At 70.2% G+C, this 14,425-nt stretch carries 14 protein-coding genes and 1 pseudogene; 10 read left to right on the top strand and 5 right to left on the bottom strand.

Features of this window, described 5'->3' with window-relative positions; translation table 11 throughout:
• The first annotated feature begins 51 nt into the window (after positions 1-51).
• On the top strand, positions 52-825 hold the full coding sequence (locus LDL49_RS11835) for an enoyl-CoA hydratase/isomerase family protein (protein WP_225291039.1): 774 nt from the start codon (positions 52-54) through the stop codon (positions 823-825).
• A gap of 44 nt (positions 826-869) precedes the next feature.
• Here LDL49_RS11835 and LDL49_RS11830 read toward each other — a convergent pair whose 3' ends face one another.
• Positions 870-1,211 (bottom strand): ferredoxin family protein, encoded by a 342-nt coding sequence (locus LDL49_RS11830; RefSeq protein WP_225291038.1) that lies wholly within the window; start codon positions 1,209-1,211, stop codon positions 870-872.
• A gap of 33 nt (positions 1,212-1,244) precedes the next feature.
• Entirely contained in the window at positions 1,245-2,216 is a 972-nt protein-coding gene (locus tag LDL49_RS11825) for an NAD(P)/FAD-dependent oxidoreductase (protein ID WP_225291037.1), read from the bottom strand.
• Between the two features lie 249 nt (positions 2,217-2,465).
• Between LDL49_RS11825 and LDL49_RS11820 the strand changes: the two genes are divergently transcribed.
• From LDL49_RS11820 to LDL49_RS11795, 7 genes are read left to right on the top strand one after another with little or no spacing between them, the layout of a single operon-like run.
• Entirely contained in the window at positions 2,466-3,710 is a 1,245-nt protein-coding gene (locus LDL49_RS11820) for an aromatic ring-hydroxylating dioxygenase subunit alpha (RefSeq protein ID WP_225291036.1), read from the top strand.
• A complete protein-coding gene (locus LDL49_RS11815) occupies positions 3,710-4,654 on the top strand; it encodes a DODA-type extradiol aromatic ring-opening family dioxygenase (RefSeq protein WP_225291035.1) in 945 nt (314 codons plus the stop codon). The genes LDL49_RS11820 and LDL49_RS11815 overlap by 1 nt, the downstream gene beginning before the upstream one ends.
• A complete protein-coding gene (locus LDL49_RS11810; RefSeq protein ID WP_225291034.1) occupies positions 4,651-5,964 on the top strand; it encodes a M20 family metallopeptidase in 1,314 nt (437 codons plus the stop codon). The genes LDL49_RS11815 and LDL49_RS11810 overlap by 4 nt, the downstream gene beginning before the upstream one ends.
• A 14-nt stretch (positions 5,965-5,978) precedes the next feature.
• Complete coding sequence (locus tag LDL49_RS11805) at positions 5,979-6,836, top strand: alpha/beta fold hydrolase (RefSeq protein ID WP_225291033.1); 858 nt, start codon at positions 5,979-5,981, stop codon at positions 6,834-6,836.
• A 2-nt stretch (positions 6,837-6,838) separates the two neighbouring features.
• Positions 6,839-6,973, top strand: coding sequence for a hypothetical protein (locus LDL49_RS56855; protein ID WP_263654930.1), 135 nt, complete (start codon positions 6,839-6,841; stop codon positions 6,971-6,973).
• An 8-nt stretch (positions 6,974-6,981) separates the two neighbouring features.
• Positions 6,982-7,860, top strand: coding sequence for an alpha/beta fold hydrolase (locus tag LDL49_RS11800; protein WP_225291032.1), 879 nt, complete (start codon positions 6,982-6,984; stop codon positions 7,858-7,860).
• The gene (locus LDL49_RS11795) at positions 7,860-8,816 is read left to right on the top strand and encodes a quinone oxidoreductase family protein (protein WP_225291031.1); all 957 of its coding nucleotides are present in this window, start codon (positions 7,860-7,862) and stop codon (positions 8,814-8,816) included. Before LDL49_RS11800 ends, LDL49_RS11795 begins: the two co-directional genes overlap by 1 nt.
• Before the next feature lie 82 nt (positions 8,817-8,898).
• Here LDL49_RS11795 and LDL49_RS11790 read toward each other — a convergent pair whose 3' ends face one another.
• Positions 8,899-9,354, bottom strand: a complete 456-nt coding sequence (locus LDL49_RS11790; protein ID WP_225291030.1) for a DUF305 domain-containing protein — start codon at positions 9,352-9,354, stop codon at positions 8,899-8,901.
• Between the two features lie 621 nt (positions 9,355-9,975).
• Between LDL49_RS11790 and LDL49_RS11785 the strand changes: the two genes are divergently transcribed.
• Both LDL49_RS11785 and LDL49_RS11780 read left to right on the top strand, forming a co-directional pair.
• A complete protein-coding gene (locus LDL49_RS11785) occupies positions 9,976-10,191 on the top strand; it encodes a DUF2933 domain-containing protein (RefSeq protein ID WP_225291029.1) in 216 nt (71 codons plus the stop codon).
• Entirely contained in the window at positions 10,188-12,767 is a 2,580-nt protein-coding gene (locus LDL49_RS11780; protein WP_225291028.1) for a heavy metal translocating P-type ATPase, read from the top strand. The genes LDL49_RS11785 and LDL49_RS11780 overlap by 4 nt, the downstream gene beginning before the upstream one ends.
• 39 nt (positions 12,768-12,806) lie before the next feature.
• Here LDL49_RS11780 and LDL49_RS11775 read toward each other — a convergent pair whose 3' ends face one another.
• Both LDL49_RS11775 and LDL49_RS11770 read right to left on the bottom strand, forming a co-directional pair.
• Positions 12,807-13,910 (bottom strand): universal stress protein, encoded by a 1,104-nt coding sequence (locus LDL49_RS11775; RefSeq protein WP_308016111.1) that lies wholly within the window; start codon positions 13,908-13,910, stop codon positions 12,807-12,809.
• A 301-nt stretch (positions 13,911-14,211) separates the two neighbouring features.
• Positions 14,212-14,425 (bottom strand): annotated as a pseudogene (locus tag LDL49_RS11770) (alcohol dehydrogenase); the annotation flags it as partial.

The following is a 14,425-nucleotide window of genomic DNA, read 5'->3' as shown; positions in this document are numbered from 1 at the left end:
TGACCTCCTCCCCGCGGCTGAAGCCCGGGGTCTCGACACTCGGGAGTCTCGATGAACCAGCCGGTCCTGGACGTACGGCGCGACGGAGGGACGGCCACGATCGTCATCGACCGGCCGCCCGCCAACGCCGTCGATCCCGCGATGATCGAGGAGTTCCTGGAGATCATCCCCGGACTGGCCAAGGACGTCGCGGTCCGCTGCATCGTCATCCGTGGCACCGGCCGCTTCTTCGTGGCGGGGGCGGACATCGCCGTGATGCGGGACCTCTCGACGGCCAACCACGTGAAGATGCGCCGCTGGATCGAGGTGCAGCGCCTGCTCGAACTGGCGCCCAAGCCGGTGATCGCGGCGATGAACGGTCACGCCCTGGGCGGCGGCGCCGAGCTCTCCCTCGGCTGTGACCTGCGCATCCTGGCGGCCTCGGCGACGTTCGGCTTCCCCGAGATGAACCTGGGCCTGTTCCCGGGGGCGGGCGGCAGCCAGCGACTGCCGCGCCTGCTCGGCCCGCATCGGGCCAAGCGGCTGATGATCGACGGCACCCGCCTGTCGGCCGGCGAGGCGCTCGACCTGGGGCTGGTCGACGTGGTGGCCGACGACGAGGACTTCGACCGGGTGGTGGCCGAGCACGCCGAGAGCCTGGCGGCCAAGCCGACCGGGACGATCGGCCTGCTCAAGCACGTCGTGGACGCCGGGTACGGCCTGCCGATCGAAGAGGCGCTCGAGGTGGAGCGCGAGGCGGTCATGAACCTGATCCACACCGACGATGCCGCCGAAGGACTCCAGGCGTTCCTGGACAAGCGCCCGCCCCGGTTCACCGGGCGCTGATGAGTGAGGATGTCCGAAGCGCTCACCCCGGACATCCGCGGTTATCAGCCGTCGTAGCCGGTCACCAGCGCGGTGTCGGCGTTGAGGTCGCCGACCTTGCGGGCGCCTCCCGGGTTGCCGAGCGGCTCGTCGCGGCCGGCCAGCACCTCGGTGAAGAAGTCCTTGGCGTCCTGGAGGAAGAGCGTCCGCGTCTCGTCGCCGCGCGCCGTACGATCGACGAAGATCGCCTCAACCGGGCACTCCGGCTCGCAGGCCCCGCAGTCGATGCACTCGGCGGCGTTGATGTAGCTCTTGCGGCCGCCGACGTAGATGCAGTCGACGGGGCATACGTCCACGCACGCGCGATCGTTGACGTCGATGCAGGCCGGGCCGATGACATAGCTCATGGATCTCTCCTGTCTTCTGGATGGGGTACGGGGTCAGGCGGCGTCCGTGGAGTGGCCGGGGAAGAGGGCCAGTTCGGGGTCGAGTTCGACGGCGGCGTTGTTCACCGCGGTGGCCACCTCGCCGAAGCCCACCGACATCAGGCGGACCTTGCCCGCGTGCTCGGTGAGGTCGCCGGCCGCGTACACGCGGGGCAGGTTCGTCCGCATGCGCTGGTCCACCAGGACGGACCTGCCGCGCAGCTCCAGGTTCCAGTCCGCGAGCGGGCCGAGGTCGCTGATGAAGCCGAGGGCCGCGATGACGGAGTCCGCGGGCAGGGCCCGGTCCGCCTCGCCCCGCGTACGCAGGTGCGCCTTCTCGACCTGCTCGCCGCCCGACAGGGAGACCACCTGGCTGTCGACCACGATGCGTACCCCCGCGCCCCGGGCGGCCTCGACGCCCGCGGCGTGCGCGCGGAACGCGGCCCGGCGATGCACCAGGGTGACCGACCTGGCCAGGGGCGCGAGGGCGAGCGACCAGTCGACCGCGCTGTCCCCGCCGCCCACGATCACGACATCGTGGCCGGCGTGTTCCGAAGGGTCCGGCACGAAGTACGTCAGCCCCCGGCCCAGCCATTCCTCGCCGGCCGGCAGCGGACGCGGGGTGAACGTCCCGATGCCCGAGGTGAGGATGACGGCCTGCGCGTGGACGGCCGTGCCGTCGGACAGCACCACCACGGGCCGCTCGCTCTCGTCGCGGCGCAGCTCGACCGCCTGCCTGCCCAGCAGGTAGACCGGGTCGTAGGCCGCCGCCTGGGCCGTCAGCGCGTCCACCAGCGAGCGCCCGAGTATGCCGGGGATGCCGGCCACGTCCCGTACTTCCTTCTCCGGGTACAGCGCCGAAATCTGCCCGCCGACCTGAGGCAGCGCGTCCACGACCACGGACCGCAAGCCGCGGAAGCCCGCGCAGTAGGCGCCGTAGAGCCCGGTCGGTCCCGCTCCGATGATCACGATGTCGGTCTGGATCATGCTGATTCCACCTGGGTCCTCCCGGTAGTCGCCTGTCAAGCCACGGAAGCTACACACCCCGGCGACGGGAACCCGCAGGTCGCGGACCGCTGACCGGAACGCGGCTCGCTCAGCGGGACACGGTCCGCTGGGCGGGATGATCCGCTGGGCCGCCCGGCCGCGCCGGTGGTGAACTGCGTGTCGTGGTCGAGCGGCGCATCAAGGCGCCCCTCGCGGCCACCCGACAAGCCATGGGAAGCGGAGGCGAGAATGAGTGCAGAGGCGGGTGCGCCGGCTGCGAGCGGGGGCGTCGCCAGACGCCGGCCGTCACGACGGGGCAAGCTGCCCGGCCGCCAGGACTGGTCGAGCTGGCCCCACTACCAGGGTGCGGACAGCGGGTTTCGCGGCTACTGGTATCCGGTGGCGTTCTCCTCGCACATCACGGGAAAGCCCAAGGCGATCACCCTGCTCGGCGAGCGCATCGTCGTCATCCGCGACGGCGGCAAGGCGTACGCGCTCAAGGACCGCTGCCCGCACCGGGGCGTGCCGCTGAGCTACGGCAACCAGCAATTCCCCGGCACGATCTCGTGCGCGTACCACGGCTGGACCTTCGACCTGGAGACCGGCGATCTGAAGGCGGCGATCACCGACGGGCCGCGGTCGCCGATCTGCGGGAAGGTGACCCAGCCCACCTACGAGGTCGAGGAGCGCCTCGGCATGGTGTGGATCTTCGTGGGCGACGGCGAGGACGCGCCGCCCATCGACGACCAGCTCCCCGAGGAGCTGCGCGACAACCCCGCCGTGATCGGCGCGCGTATCCAGGCGCGGGAGGGGAACTGGCGCTTCGCCTGCGAGAACGGCTATGACGAGGGGCACGCGAAGTACCTGCACCGCACCGCGCTGTGGCGGCTGTTCAAGGCCATGCCGGTGTGGAACGAGACGCGGATCGAACGCCGCGGCCGCTGGATCTACCGGGTGCAGGAGGCCCAGCACTGGGACGCCGACTTCCCGGGCCTCGGCCGGTGGAACAACCAGGCGTGGTTCAAGCTGAAGCCGCCGAAGCAGGTCGCCAACATCGGCAACACGGGCAGCCACCGCAAGGTGAACCCGGCCATCGCCGCCGAGGACTTCCCCGGGTTCGCCTCGGTGAGCATGCCGGGCGTGCTGCGCATCGTCTACCCGACCTTCATCCACTACGAGTTCTACGTGCCCGTCGACGCCGACAACCATCTCTACGTCGGCGCGATGGCCAACTTCGAGAAGGGCGTCAAGACGCTGCCCTTCTACGCCAAGTATCTCGGCGCCGTCCGCTGGCTCTTCCACGGCCAGTTCTCCGGCCAGGACAAGTGGATGGTCGAGGTGACCGACGCGCCGCCGGAGCGGCTCTACCGTCCCGACGACTCGCTCCTGCAGTGGCGCAAGCTCGCCGAGGACGTCACGGAGGAGCGCATCGAGCGGCTGCGCGCGTCCGGGCTCACCGTCGAGGAGCCCCGCTCTCCGAAGCAGGCCGGCTGATGGCCGAGATCGTCCTGGGCGTGGGCGCGTCCCACTCGACGCTCATGAACACGCACTGGGAGCAGGTCGAGCACAAAGCCGACGCCGAACGCTTCCGCGACGCGCTCGGCACGGCCCGCGACGCCCTCGCCGCGGCCCGTCCCGACGTGGCGATCATCATCGGCTCCAACCACTTCCGGGGCTTCTGGCTGGACCTGATCCCCGCCTTCACCCTCGGGGTGGACCAGGTCGTCTCCTCCGGAGAGTCGGGAACGCCATCCGGACCCCAGCGCACCAACCCCGCCGTCGCCCAGGCCGTCGCCGAATCCCTGGTGGCGGCGGGCACCGAGGTGGCGATCTCGGCGAAGCTGCAGATCGACCACGGCCAGAGCCACGCGATCCAGTACCTCCTGCGCGACCTCGACGTGCCGGTGATCCCGCTGGTGGTGAACGTGTTCGCCACGCCGCTGCCGCTCATGCGGCGCTGCGTCGAGCTCGGGCGCAACATCGCCGCCGCGGCGGCGGCGCTGCCGGACGAGCTGCGGGTCGCCGTCATCGCCTCGGGCGGCCTGTCGCACCGGCTGCCGTGGCCGAGCCGCTGGCAGGACCCCGAAGGAGCGGACGAGAAGTTCCTGGTGGAGGCCTGGCGTGAGGGCCGGGGCGACTGGCAGCGGTACGACGCGCGCAGGCGGCAGATCATCACCGCCGCCCGGCCCACCATCTTCCCCGAGTTCGATGAGGAGTTCCTCGCCGCGCTGGAGAAGGGCGAGCTGGCGCGCTACGCCGACCTGTCCACCGCGGAGATCGAGGCGGTGGCCGGCAACGGCGGCCAGGAGCTGCGTACCTGGCTGACCATGGCGGCGGCGCTGGGCTTCGCACCCGGCCGGACCCTGGCCTACGCGCCGATGCCGGAGTGGCTGACCGGCATGGGGGTGGCCATCATCGAGCCCGCCCGATCGATATGAACGAGGACGAGCGCGAGCGGATGGTGGCCCAGGCCCTCGCCACGATCACCGAGGCCAGGCTGCGCAAGGCCGCGGTGGAGGTCACCTCCATCCCCAGCCCCACCGGCGGGGAGGCGCCGCTGGCCGGCCGGCTGGCCGAACGGCTCGCCGCCGCCGGCGTGGAGTCGCACCTGCAGCGCATCGACGACGGCCAGGCCAACGCGGTCGGCCGGCTGAGGGGCGACGGCACGGGCGCCGACCTCATGCTGTACGCCCCGATCGACACCCTGACCACCGGCGACCCGGACCAGGACGTGCCGTGGATCGGCCCCGGGCTACGCCCCGACATGCGGGCCGAGGCACAGTGCGACGGCCCCTACGTCAGCGGCCTCGGCGCGAGCAACCCCAAGGGCCACGCGGCCTGCGTCCTCGTCGTGGGCGAGGCCCTGGCCTCGGTGGGCGCGCGGCTCGCCGGAGACCTGCTGGTCGCCTTCGGGGCGGGCGGCATGCCGACCAACGCCATCGACGGCACCGGCCGCCTGAACACCGGGCAGGGCGCCGGCTGCTCCTTCCTGCTCGAACGCGGCTGGCACCCTGACTACGCCGTCATCGCCAAGCCGGGGGACTTCGTCGCGCACGAAGAGGTCGGTCTGTGCTGGTTCGAGATCGTCGTACCGGGGATCCACACCTACGCCGGCAGCCGGCACCGCCTGCCGTACCAGAACCCGATCGTGACCGCCGCCAAGGTGGTGACGCGCCTGGAAGGGTGGCTGGCGGCCTATCCCGAGCGGCACCGCACCGCGACGGCCGCGCCTCAGGGGATCATCGGCTCGATCGCCGGCGGCTGGGAGCGCATGCCGGCCGTCACGCCCGCGGCCTGCCGCATCCGCCTCGACCTGCGGATCGCGCCCGGCACCACCCCGCTGGCGGCCAAGCGGGAGCTGGCGGAGTACGTCCGCGGGCTGTCGGCCGAGCTGGGCGTGGAGCTGACGGTCGAGATGGTGCTGGCCATCCCCGGCACGCGCACGCCGCCGGAGGACTGGGTCGTCCGCAGTGCCGTCCGCGCCTGGGAGAGCGTGGCCGTGCGCCCGCACGAGCCCATCGACGGCAACAGCGGCGCGACCGACGCCAACATCCTGCGGGCGCGGGGGATCCCGACCGCCCGGGTGGGCATGCCGAAGGTCGTCTCCACCGAGTTCGACGTCGACTTCGCCCGCGGGATGAACACCGTCGACGTCAGAGCGATGCGCCGCCTCTGCGAGCTGCTCGTACGGGTGGCCGTCGACACCACCACGCGGACCCGCGCCGAGATCGCCGAGATCGGCGACTGACCAAAGGAGGCGATATGGAACCCCCCACCGGTTCGTACGCCGACGCCGACGGCGTCAAATACCACTACCTCGACCTGGGCTCGGGGGCGGACACGATCTTCCTGCACGGTGGCGGCCCCGGCTGCACCGGGTGGAGCGACTTCGGCCCGGTGGCGCCGCTGTTCGCCGCCGACCGCCGCTGCCTGATCGTCGACATCCTGCAGTACGGCAAGTCGGAGAAGTGCCTCATCACCGGCCCGATGTGGGACTTCCACGCGGCCAAGACCGTCGCGCTCATGGACTCGCTGGGTGTGGAGCAGGCCGACTTCGTCTGCAACTCCTGGGGCGGCACCATCGCGCTGTGCCTGGCCGCCCGCTACCCCGAAAGGGTGCGTTCCCTGGTCATCACCGGCAGCATGCCGGTGTTCTACGGCCCGCTCGCGCCCCTGCCCGAGAACGGCCGCCGCGGCCGCGCCGCCCGGGACGCCTACTACGGCGGCGAGGGGCCCACGCGGCAGAAGATGCGCGACCTCATCACCCGGCTGGAGTGGTACGACGGCGACCGGCTGCCCGAGACCACCCTGGACCTGCGCTACGAGCAGAGCCTGGACCCAGGGGAGCGGGAGCTGGCCGCCATGTCGGACTCGCCCCGCGGCGAATGGCAGGACCTCACCGCCGAACTGGGCCAGATCCAGGCGCCCGCGCTGTTCGTCTGGGGCATGCAGGACGCCTTCCTCACGCCCGACTATCCGCTCATGCTCGCCCGCATGGTGCCGCGCGGGAACCTGCACGTCATGGACCACGCCTCGCACCACCTGCAGGAGGAACGACCGGGCGCCTACCACGCGGTGGTCACCGGGTTCCTGGACTCCCTCAAGGACCCATGGAGATGAGCATGTCCACATCGAAGAAACTGCTGGTCGCCGTGCCGGTCGTCGCGCTGGCCGCGATCCTGGGCCGCCTGCTCGCGGCCCGCAGCAACACCCAGGTGCACCGCATCAACCAAGACAAGCCCGCTCTCGACCGCTGAAGGTGACGATGAGTATCTGGACCGAACTGAGCCCCCTGAGCCTGAGCGTCTCGTACGTGGACGCCGGAGGAGTGCGCACCCGCAGCCTCCGGGCCGGGTCGGGCGAGCCCGTGGTGTTCCTGCACGGGACCAGCGGCCACCTCGAGGCGTTCACTCGCAACCTGCCCGCGCACGCGGCGGACTACGAGTGCCACGCCATCGACATGCTGGGCCACGGCTACACCGGCAAGCCCGACTACGCCTACGAGATCCCGCGCTATGTCGACCACCTGCTGGCCTATTTCGACGCGGTGGGCATCGAGCGCGCCCACATCGTGGGGGAGTCGCTGGGCGGCTGGGTCGGCGGGCGTACCGCGATCGACCACCCCGACCGCGTGGCCAGCCTGCAGCTGCTCTGCGCGGGCGGGACCGTGGCCAACCCCGAGGTCATGAAGTGGATCCGGACGAGCACCCGCGAGGCCGTGGTCAGCGATGACGTGGAGCTGACCCGCAAGCGGCTGCGGCTGCTGATGGCCGATCCGGCCGACGCCACCGAAGAGCTGGTGGAGGTGCGCCACGCCATCTACCACGAGCCCGAGTTCGTGGCCAACCTCGACAATCTGCTATGCCTGCAGGACATGGACACCCGCCTGCGCAACATCCTTCGCCGTGACGACCTGGCCAAGATCACCCAGCCCACGCTGATCGTCTGGGGCCGCAAGAACCCGTTCGGCGACGTACCGGAGGCCACCGCCATGCACGAGGCCATCGCGGGCTCGGAGCTGGAGCTGTTCGAGGAGTGCGGCCACTGGCCCCAGCACGAGCAGGCCGCCCGCTACAACCCGCTCAGCCTGGCCTTCCTGGCCAAGAGCTCGGCGGCGGGCTTCTCCGGCAAGGGACGCGGCTGATGCGCGCGGCCCGCTTCCACGAGTGGGGCGCCCCGCCGGTCGTGGAGGAGCTGCCCGAGCCCGTACGCAAGCCCGGAGAGGTGCTGGTCGAGGTACGGGCGGCGGCGCTGGGGCATCTGGACCTGACCGTCGCCGGCGGGTCCTTCGGCATGAAGCCCCCGCTTCCGTACGTGGGCGGTGTCGAGGCCGCCGGCGTGGTCCTGGACGCCGACACGCTGGCTCCGGGCACGCAGGTGCTCCTTCGCGGTGGCGCGCTCGGCCTGCTGCGCGACGGCTGCTGGCGCGAACGCCTCAGCGTCTCGCCCAAGGCCGTCACCCCGCTGGCGTCGCCGCTGCCCCCGGAGGTCGCGGCGTCGTTCTTCGTGCCGACCACAACGGCGTACGTCGCCCTGAACGACGTCGCCCGCCTGGAACCGGGCGAGGAGGTCATCGTGACCGGCGCGGCCGGCGCGGTGGGTGCCATGGTGGCCCAGCAGGCCCGGCTGGCCGGAGCCTCGGTGACCGGGGTGGTCGGCCGGGCCGACCAGCTCGCTCAGGTGCCCGAGGGGATCCGCGGCGTGGTCACCGACGACGCCGAGGCGGTCGCGGAGCTGGCGGCGGCACGCTCGGCGTCCCTGCTGGTCGACACGCTCGGCGGGAGCGGACTGGTCGAGCGCTCGCGGTGGGTCCGTCCCGGCGGCCGGGCCGTCGTGATCGGCTACGTGCTGGGGGCGTCCGTCACGGTCGATCTGCCGTCCTGGCTGCTCGACGACGTGGCGCTGCTTCCGGTGAACATGGTCCGGCACGAGCGGCGCGCTCGCGAGGTGGCTCCGGCGCTGATCGAGCGCCTGGCCGCGGGGGAGCTCAGTGTGGAGGTCGAACGGTTCGACCTGTCCGAGATCGCGAAGGCCCTGGAACTGCTGCGCGACGGCAGGTTGCGCGGCCGTGCCGTGGTCGAGTTCGGCGTGGAAGCCTGACCCGCGGCGGGCTGTCGCCGGTCTGGACGATCCGCGGGTTCGGCTGGAGCGCCCGCGCGATGGTGGAGCCACGTAGCCGTCCTCACGGTCCGTAGGGCATCCGCCAGCGCCCGTCGAACCAGTCGGTCAGATGCTGCTGCATCTGGAAGATCTCGGCGTGCTGGGTGTCGCGTACGGTGCGGGCGAAGCCGGTGATCTCCTGGTGCCGGCTGCGGCCGTGCATGAGTAGTTGCTGCGTCATCATCACCGCTGCCATGTGGTGGCCGATCATGTCCTCGAGAAACGTTCGATCCAGTGCGTCGCCCGACAGCTTGGACAGATCGCCCATCATCGGCCGGTAACTCGCGGCCGCGCGGCCCGGGTACCACGTGGCCAGCCATGCCTTCATGGTGGCGATCTCGGCAGCCTGCGTCTTGACGATGGAAGCGCCCAGAGCGCGCATCTCGGCCCGGCCCGAACGCTGCAACTGGCCGGCCGCCTCGACCGCCTCCTGGTGATGGGGCACCATCTGGGTCAGGTAGTCGGCCTCGTTGTTCAACGTAACTCGGTGCATCCCACCCATCGGCCCGCCGGTCTGCGGCCATCCCGCCGCGGCTGCGGTGGGCTGGTGGTGGGCGGTGGCGAGGGCGGCCCCGCCGACGGCGGCGGCGGCGATTGCCGCCGTTATCGAAGATCTCATCTCGCTCGTTCACTCCTGCAGCTGTCCTGCTTCCAACGTGGCGCTCGGTCCGTGGTCAGGACCAGGGCCGTTGGGCCCCCACCCCCCAGGACCAACGCCATCCTGCGCTCTGCTGCGGAGCTTGCACGGTGCCGCAGTCTGGGCGGGCCGAGGACGCCGGGAACGCGGTGCAGGCACTCATCGAGGTCCGGCGTGTGGCTCCGAAATGAAGTGCTTCGTCCACATCTACTACGACCAGTAGTACAGGGTGGGTGGGACTTTCGACCCCCATCATCAGGACGTTCTGCTATAGCCGCAGGGGAAGTCTCCGTCACATGCTAGCGAGAGCGTAGTAGAGAAGGACGGAGGGAAACCGACGTGCTTGGTATTTCGTTGATCCCCCGCACTCGTCGTTCTCAGGATCCTCGTGCTCATCGTGTTCGTGACGACGGTCATGGGGTCGATCCGCCAACGGCATGTATGCCACAACCCACGGAGGTCATGATGAAGCAGCACCTGATCATGGCGGCTGTCGCCGCCGTGGCCGCGATCGCGGCCGTCTGGGCCGGCGCCCCGCCGAGTACGGTCCTGCTCGTGGTCATCCTGCTGGGCTGCCCGCTCATGATGCTGATGATGATGCGATCCATGAGCGGCCACGACGGCGACACGCAGCATGACCGTCAGGGCGAGGATCACAAGGGGGCAGGGCAGCCGTGACCTCCACCGACTGGGTCGTGATCGGTATCTCCCTGGCCTTGCTGGGTTTCCTCGGCTGGTACTTCTTCGGGCCGCGCAAGAGCAGCCTGGCCGAGCTGCGTGACGGAGTACAGGAGATCGAGATCGTCGTACGGGGCGGCTTCTCGCCGGACATCATCCGGGTACGGCAGGGCACCCCCGTGCGGCTCACCTTCAACCGGAGAGAGAGCGGGGATTGCACCTCCCGGGTGGTGTTCGCCGACTTCGGTGTCAGCCGGGCGCTGCCTGCCTTTGCCAAGACCACCGTGGAGTTGCCGCCGGGTAGTGCGGGGGAGTACGGCTTCGCCTGCGGGATGAACATGGTGCACGGCCGCCTGATCGTCGAACCGGGTTCCGGCGGCGGTCACGATGTCGCCGCGGGTACCGCACCTTCGTTGGCCGAACAGCCTTCGCAGGATGTCGAGGCGACGGAGCGGCGTGCCGAGATCGCCGACCTGTCGCGTCGGATCCTGGTCGGGGCTGTGCTGACCCTGCCCGTGGCGTTCGTCGTCATGGCGCATGAGCTCTTCGGGGCGGGATGGATCCCGGAGTTCCTGCTCAACCGCTGGGTGCAGCTCGCGCTGATCGCGCCGGTGATGTTCTATACAGGCTGGCCGATCCACCGCGTGGGCTGGCTCGCTCTGCGGCACCGCTCGGCGGACATGAACAGCCTGATCACGCTGGGTACGAGTGCCGCCTTCTGCTACAGCCTGTTGGCCACGGTCGCGCCCGGCTTGCTGCCGGAGGGGGTCCGTGACGTCTATTACGAGGCCGTCGGGGTGATCCTGACGCTGATCCTGCTCGGCCGTTTGCTGGAGGTACGGGCCAAGGCGGGCACCGGCGAGGCGATCCGTAAGCTGATCGGTCTGCAGGCCAGGACTGCCCGGATCCAGCGCGACGGTGCGGAGATCGAGATTCCGATCGCGGACGTCGTGCCGGGCGATGTGGTGGTCGTACGGCCGGGCGAGAAGGTTCCGGTCGACGGGGTCGTCGTCAAGGGGCGCTCGACGCTGGATGAGTCGATGGTGACCGGCGAGTCGATCCCGGTGGACAAGGGTCCGGGCGATGAGGTGGTGGGCTCGACGGTCAACCAGACGGGATCGTTCACGTTCAGGGCCGAGAAAGTGGGCGCGGAAACGGCGCTGGCTCAGATCATCCGTCTCGTCCAGGCCGCCCAAGCCTCCCGTGCGCCGATCCAGCGGCTGGCCGACCTGGTGTCCGGCTATTTCGTCCCGGTGGTCATCGCCATCGCGATCGTGACGTTCGCTGTGTGGTTCGTCGCCGGACCGGCGCCGGCGTTGACGCTGGCATTGGTGGCGGCGGTAGCCGTACTGATCATCGCCTGTCCGTGCGCGCTCGGGCTGGCCACCCCGCTTTCGATCATGGTGGGCACCGGGAAGGGGGCTCAGTCCGGCATCCTGATCCGCGACGCCGAAGCCCTGGAAACCGCGTGCAGGCTCGACACGATCGTCCTGGACAAGACCGGCACCATCACTCGTGGCAAGCCGGCGCTCACGGACGTCGTTCCGTACGGTGACTGGGCGGCCGATGAGGTGCTGCGCCTGGCCGCCTGTGCCGAACGTTCCTCCGAGCACCCCCTGGGCCAGGCCGTGGTCGAGGGCGCGACCGGGCGCGGCCTGATCCTCACCGAGCCGTCGGAGTTCGAATCGGTCACTGGGCAGGGCATCGCGGCGACCGTTGAGGGGCGTCGTGTGCTGGTCGGCGGGAAGCGTCTGCTCGGCGACACCTCGGCGCTTGAGGAAGAGGCCGATCGCCTCGCCCGGGCGGGCCGTACCCCGATCATGGTCGCTGTAGACGGCGAGCCCGCTGGGGTGATCGCGGTGGCCGACACCGTCAAGGACGACTCCCGCCAGGCCGTCGCGACTCTGCAACGGCTGGGACTTCAGGTGGTGATGATCACTGGGGACAACCGGCGGACGGCCGAGGCCATCGCCCGCCAGGTCGGCATCACCCGGGTGCTGGCCGAGGTGCTGCCCGCGCACAAGTCTGCCGAGATCGCCCGCCTGCAGGGAGAAGGGGCGCGGGTCGGCATGGTCGGCGACGGCATCAACGACGCGCCCGCGCTGGCCCAGGCCGATGTCGGCTTCGCCATCGGCACCGGCACCGACGTGGCGATCGAGGCCTCCGACATCACGTTGATCTCCGGCGCGCTCGGTGGGGTGGTCACCGCGGTACGGCTGTCGCGGACCACGATGCGCAACATCCGGCAGAACCTGTTCCTGGCATTTGTCTACAACGTGGTCGGCATCCCGGTCGCGGCGGGGGTGCTCTACCCCTTCCTCGGCATCCGGCTCAGCCCGGTCTTCGCCGCCGCCGCGATGGCACTGTCGTCGCTGTCGGTGGTGGGCAATGCCAACCGGCTGCGCCGCTTGACCCCGCCGGCGCTGCCCCCGGCGCCGCCACTCCCGCCCGATCAGCACGTCACCGTTGAAACGGGAGCCGAGTCCACCGCTGTCACCGACCCGGTTTTGCGGGATGGTGGTGATTCCGAGTCCAACCGAGATACCGGCAAGACCGGGCATGAGTCGATGACCTGAACGCGCGGCTGGAAGTCATGGAGATGGAACTCGCAGAGGCTACCGGCGCGCCGGAGCAGGTACGTCCTTGGCGCGCACCACCGTCACCGTGCAGTGTGCGTGGTGCAAGACGCCTCGGCTGACCGAGCCAAGGACGATCGACCCGATCGCGCTCCTGCCATGCGAGCCGACGACCAGCAGGTCGGCTCGGTCACCGGCGGCGGCGAGCGCATCGACGGGGTGGGCACACCGCACGTCCGCGATCACCTTGACCTGTGGGTATCTCTCCCGCCACGACGCGAGTTGTTCCTCGGCGACGCGCTGTTGGGCCTCACGCAACGCTTCGAAGTCGCAGGAGAAGCCGGCGGCCAGCGCGAACGGCAGGGCCCAGGCGTATACCGCCCGCAATGTGCTTCCGCGCAGTTCGGCTTGCCGGAAGGCATAGGCCAGGGCGGGCTCGCACGTGGGGGAGCCATCGAGACCGACGACGATCTCACCGTGGGCCACAGCGGCCCTTGGCCGGACGACGACCACCGGAACCGGCACCTGGCCCGCGACGTTCATGCTGACCGAGCCGAGTACGGCCCCGGCGAAGCCACCCAGCCCTCTACTACCGACCACCAGCTCGATCGCGTCGCCGGCCTGCTCGCGAAGGACGGCCGCCGGTGTTCCGGTCATCAGCTCGGTGCTCACCTCGACAGTAGGCTGACGTTCGCGCGCGATCTCCTCGGCTTGTGCCAGGACCTTCTGCGCGTTCTCGATCAGCGCCTCGTCCCACTCAGGTGCGGGAATCTGCGGCACCTGGTACGGCCAGGTTTCCACCACACAGACGTTACGCAGCGGCACATGCATCCGAAAGGCGTCGTCGGCCGCCCATGCCACGGCGTCGAATCCGGGCACCGAACCATCGACACCCACCACGATCAGATCAGGCATCGTACATTCCCCCTTTTCCATTTCAGCCCGTCGGTGGCCAACCGGGCAGGGCCAGAAGCCCCAAAACTTGGAGATGATGGACCAACGGCATCCGGTGTCAGCCTGGATGAGGCTGTACTGCGCCGAAGCGCTCCAGGCCGCCAATCGGGCGCGCGAGCCGGCGCCGGGTGCGGAGGTGACCACGGACCTGCGCAAGGGCAACGTCATCGAGCTGTCGAGGCCCTCCACGGGCAGATCGTGGTGGGCTACGACGGCTCGAAGGGCGCGCGCTCACCGATGAGCAGCTATGCGAACAGCCGCCGTGTGCTGCACCACGTCACCTGCCCGGCCGCGGTGGTCCGGCCCCGGAGTGAGCGGGCGTCATGAGTCGTCGGGCTCCGGGCCAGGACAACGGGGCCCGGACGGGCCGCGGCGGGGAGCCGGCCAGGACCACGCAGATCGGAGCGGATCAACCTTTCAGGTGCTGACCACGGCGTGGGCGCGGAATTGGGCGTGCACGCGGTTCCTTCGTAGTGCGGCCGGACCGGCGTCAACCTCGGGACAGGACCACCTTGAGAGCTCCGGTCGCCGCCGGGTCGGCGAACGTCTCGTAGGCGGCGGCCATGTCCTGCAGGGCGAAGCGGTGGGTGATGAATGTGCTGGGGTCCAGCCGTCCGGCGGCGATCATGTCCAGGAGGGTCGGCGTGGAGTAGGTGTCGACCAGGCCGGTGGTGATGGTGAGGTTGCGGATCCACAGGTCTTCG

This window comes from Nonomuraea aurantiaca (assembly GCF_020215705.1).
GTDB classification, from domain to species: Bacteria; Actinomycetota; Actinomycetes; order Streptosporangiales; family Streptosporangiaceae; genus Nonomuraea; species Nonomuraea aurantiaca.
This window is presented reverse-complemented; position numbering and strand designations above follow the sequence as displayed.

Coding starts and splice junctions, on each gene's coding strand:
- LDL49_RS11805 (WP_225291033.1), top strand. CDS start 5,979: ATGGAACCCCCCACCGGTTCGTACGCCGACGCCGACGGCGTCAAATAC.
- LDL49_RS11830 (WP_225291038.1), bottom strand. CDS start 1,211: ATGAGCTATGTCATCGGCCCGGCCTGCATCGACGTCAACGATCGCGCG.
- LDL49_RS11800 (WP_225291032.1), top strand. CDS start 6,982: ATGAGTATCTGGACCGAACTGAGCCCCCTGAGCCTGAGCGTCTCGTAC.
- LDL49_RS11835 (WP_225291039.1), top strand. CDS start 52: ATGAACCAGCCGGTCCTGGACGTACGGCGCGACGGAGGGACGGCCACG.
- LDL49_RS11785 (WP_225291029.1), top strand. CDS start 9,976: ATGATGAAGCAGCACCTGATCATGGCGGCTGTCGCCGCCGTGGCCGCG.
- LDL49_RS11825 (WP_225291037.1), bottom strand. CDS start 2,216: ATGATCCAGACCGACATCGTGATCATCGGAGCGGGACCGACCGGGCTC.
- LDL49_RS11810 (WP_225291034.1), top strand. CDS start 4,651: ATGAACGAGGACGAGCGCGAGCGGATGGTGGCCCAGGCCCTCGCCACG.
- LDL49_RS11795 (WP_225291031.1), top strand. CDS start 7,860: ATGCGCGCGGCCCGCTTCCACGAGTGGGGCGCCCCGCCGGTCGTGGAG.
- LDL49_RS11815 (WP_225291035.1), top strand. CDS start 3,710: ATGGCCGAGATCGTCCTGGGCGTGGGCGCGTCCCACTCGACGCTCATG.
- LDL49_RS11820 (WP_225291036.1), top strand. CDS start 2,466: ATGAGTGCAGAGGCGGGTGCGCCGGCTGCGAGCGGGGGCGTCGCCAGA.
- LDL49_RS56855 (WP_263654930.1), top strand. CDS start 6,839: ATGTCCACATCGAAGAAACTGCTGGTCGCCGTGCCGGTCGTCGCGCTG.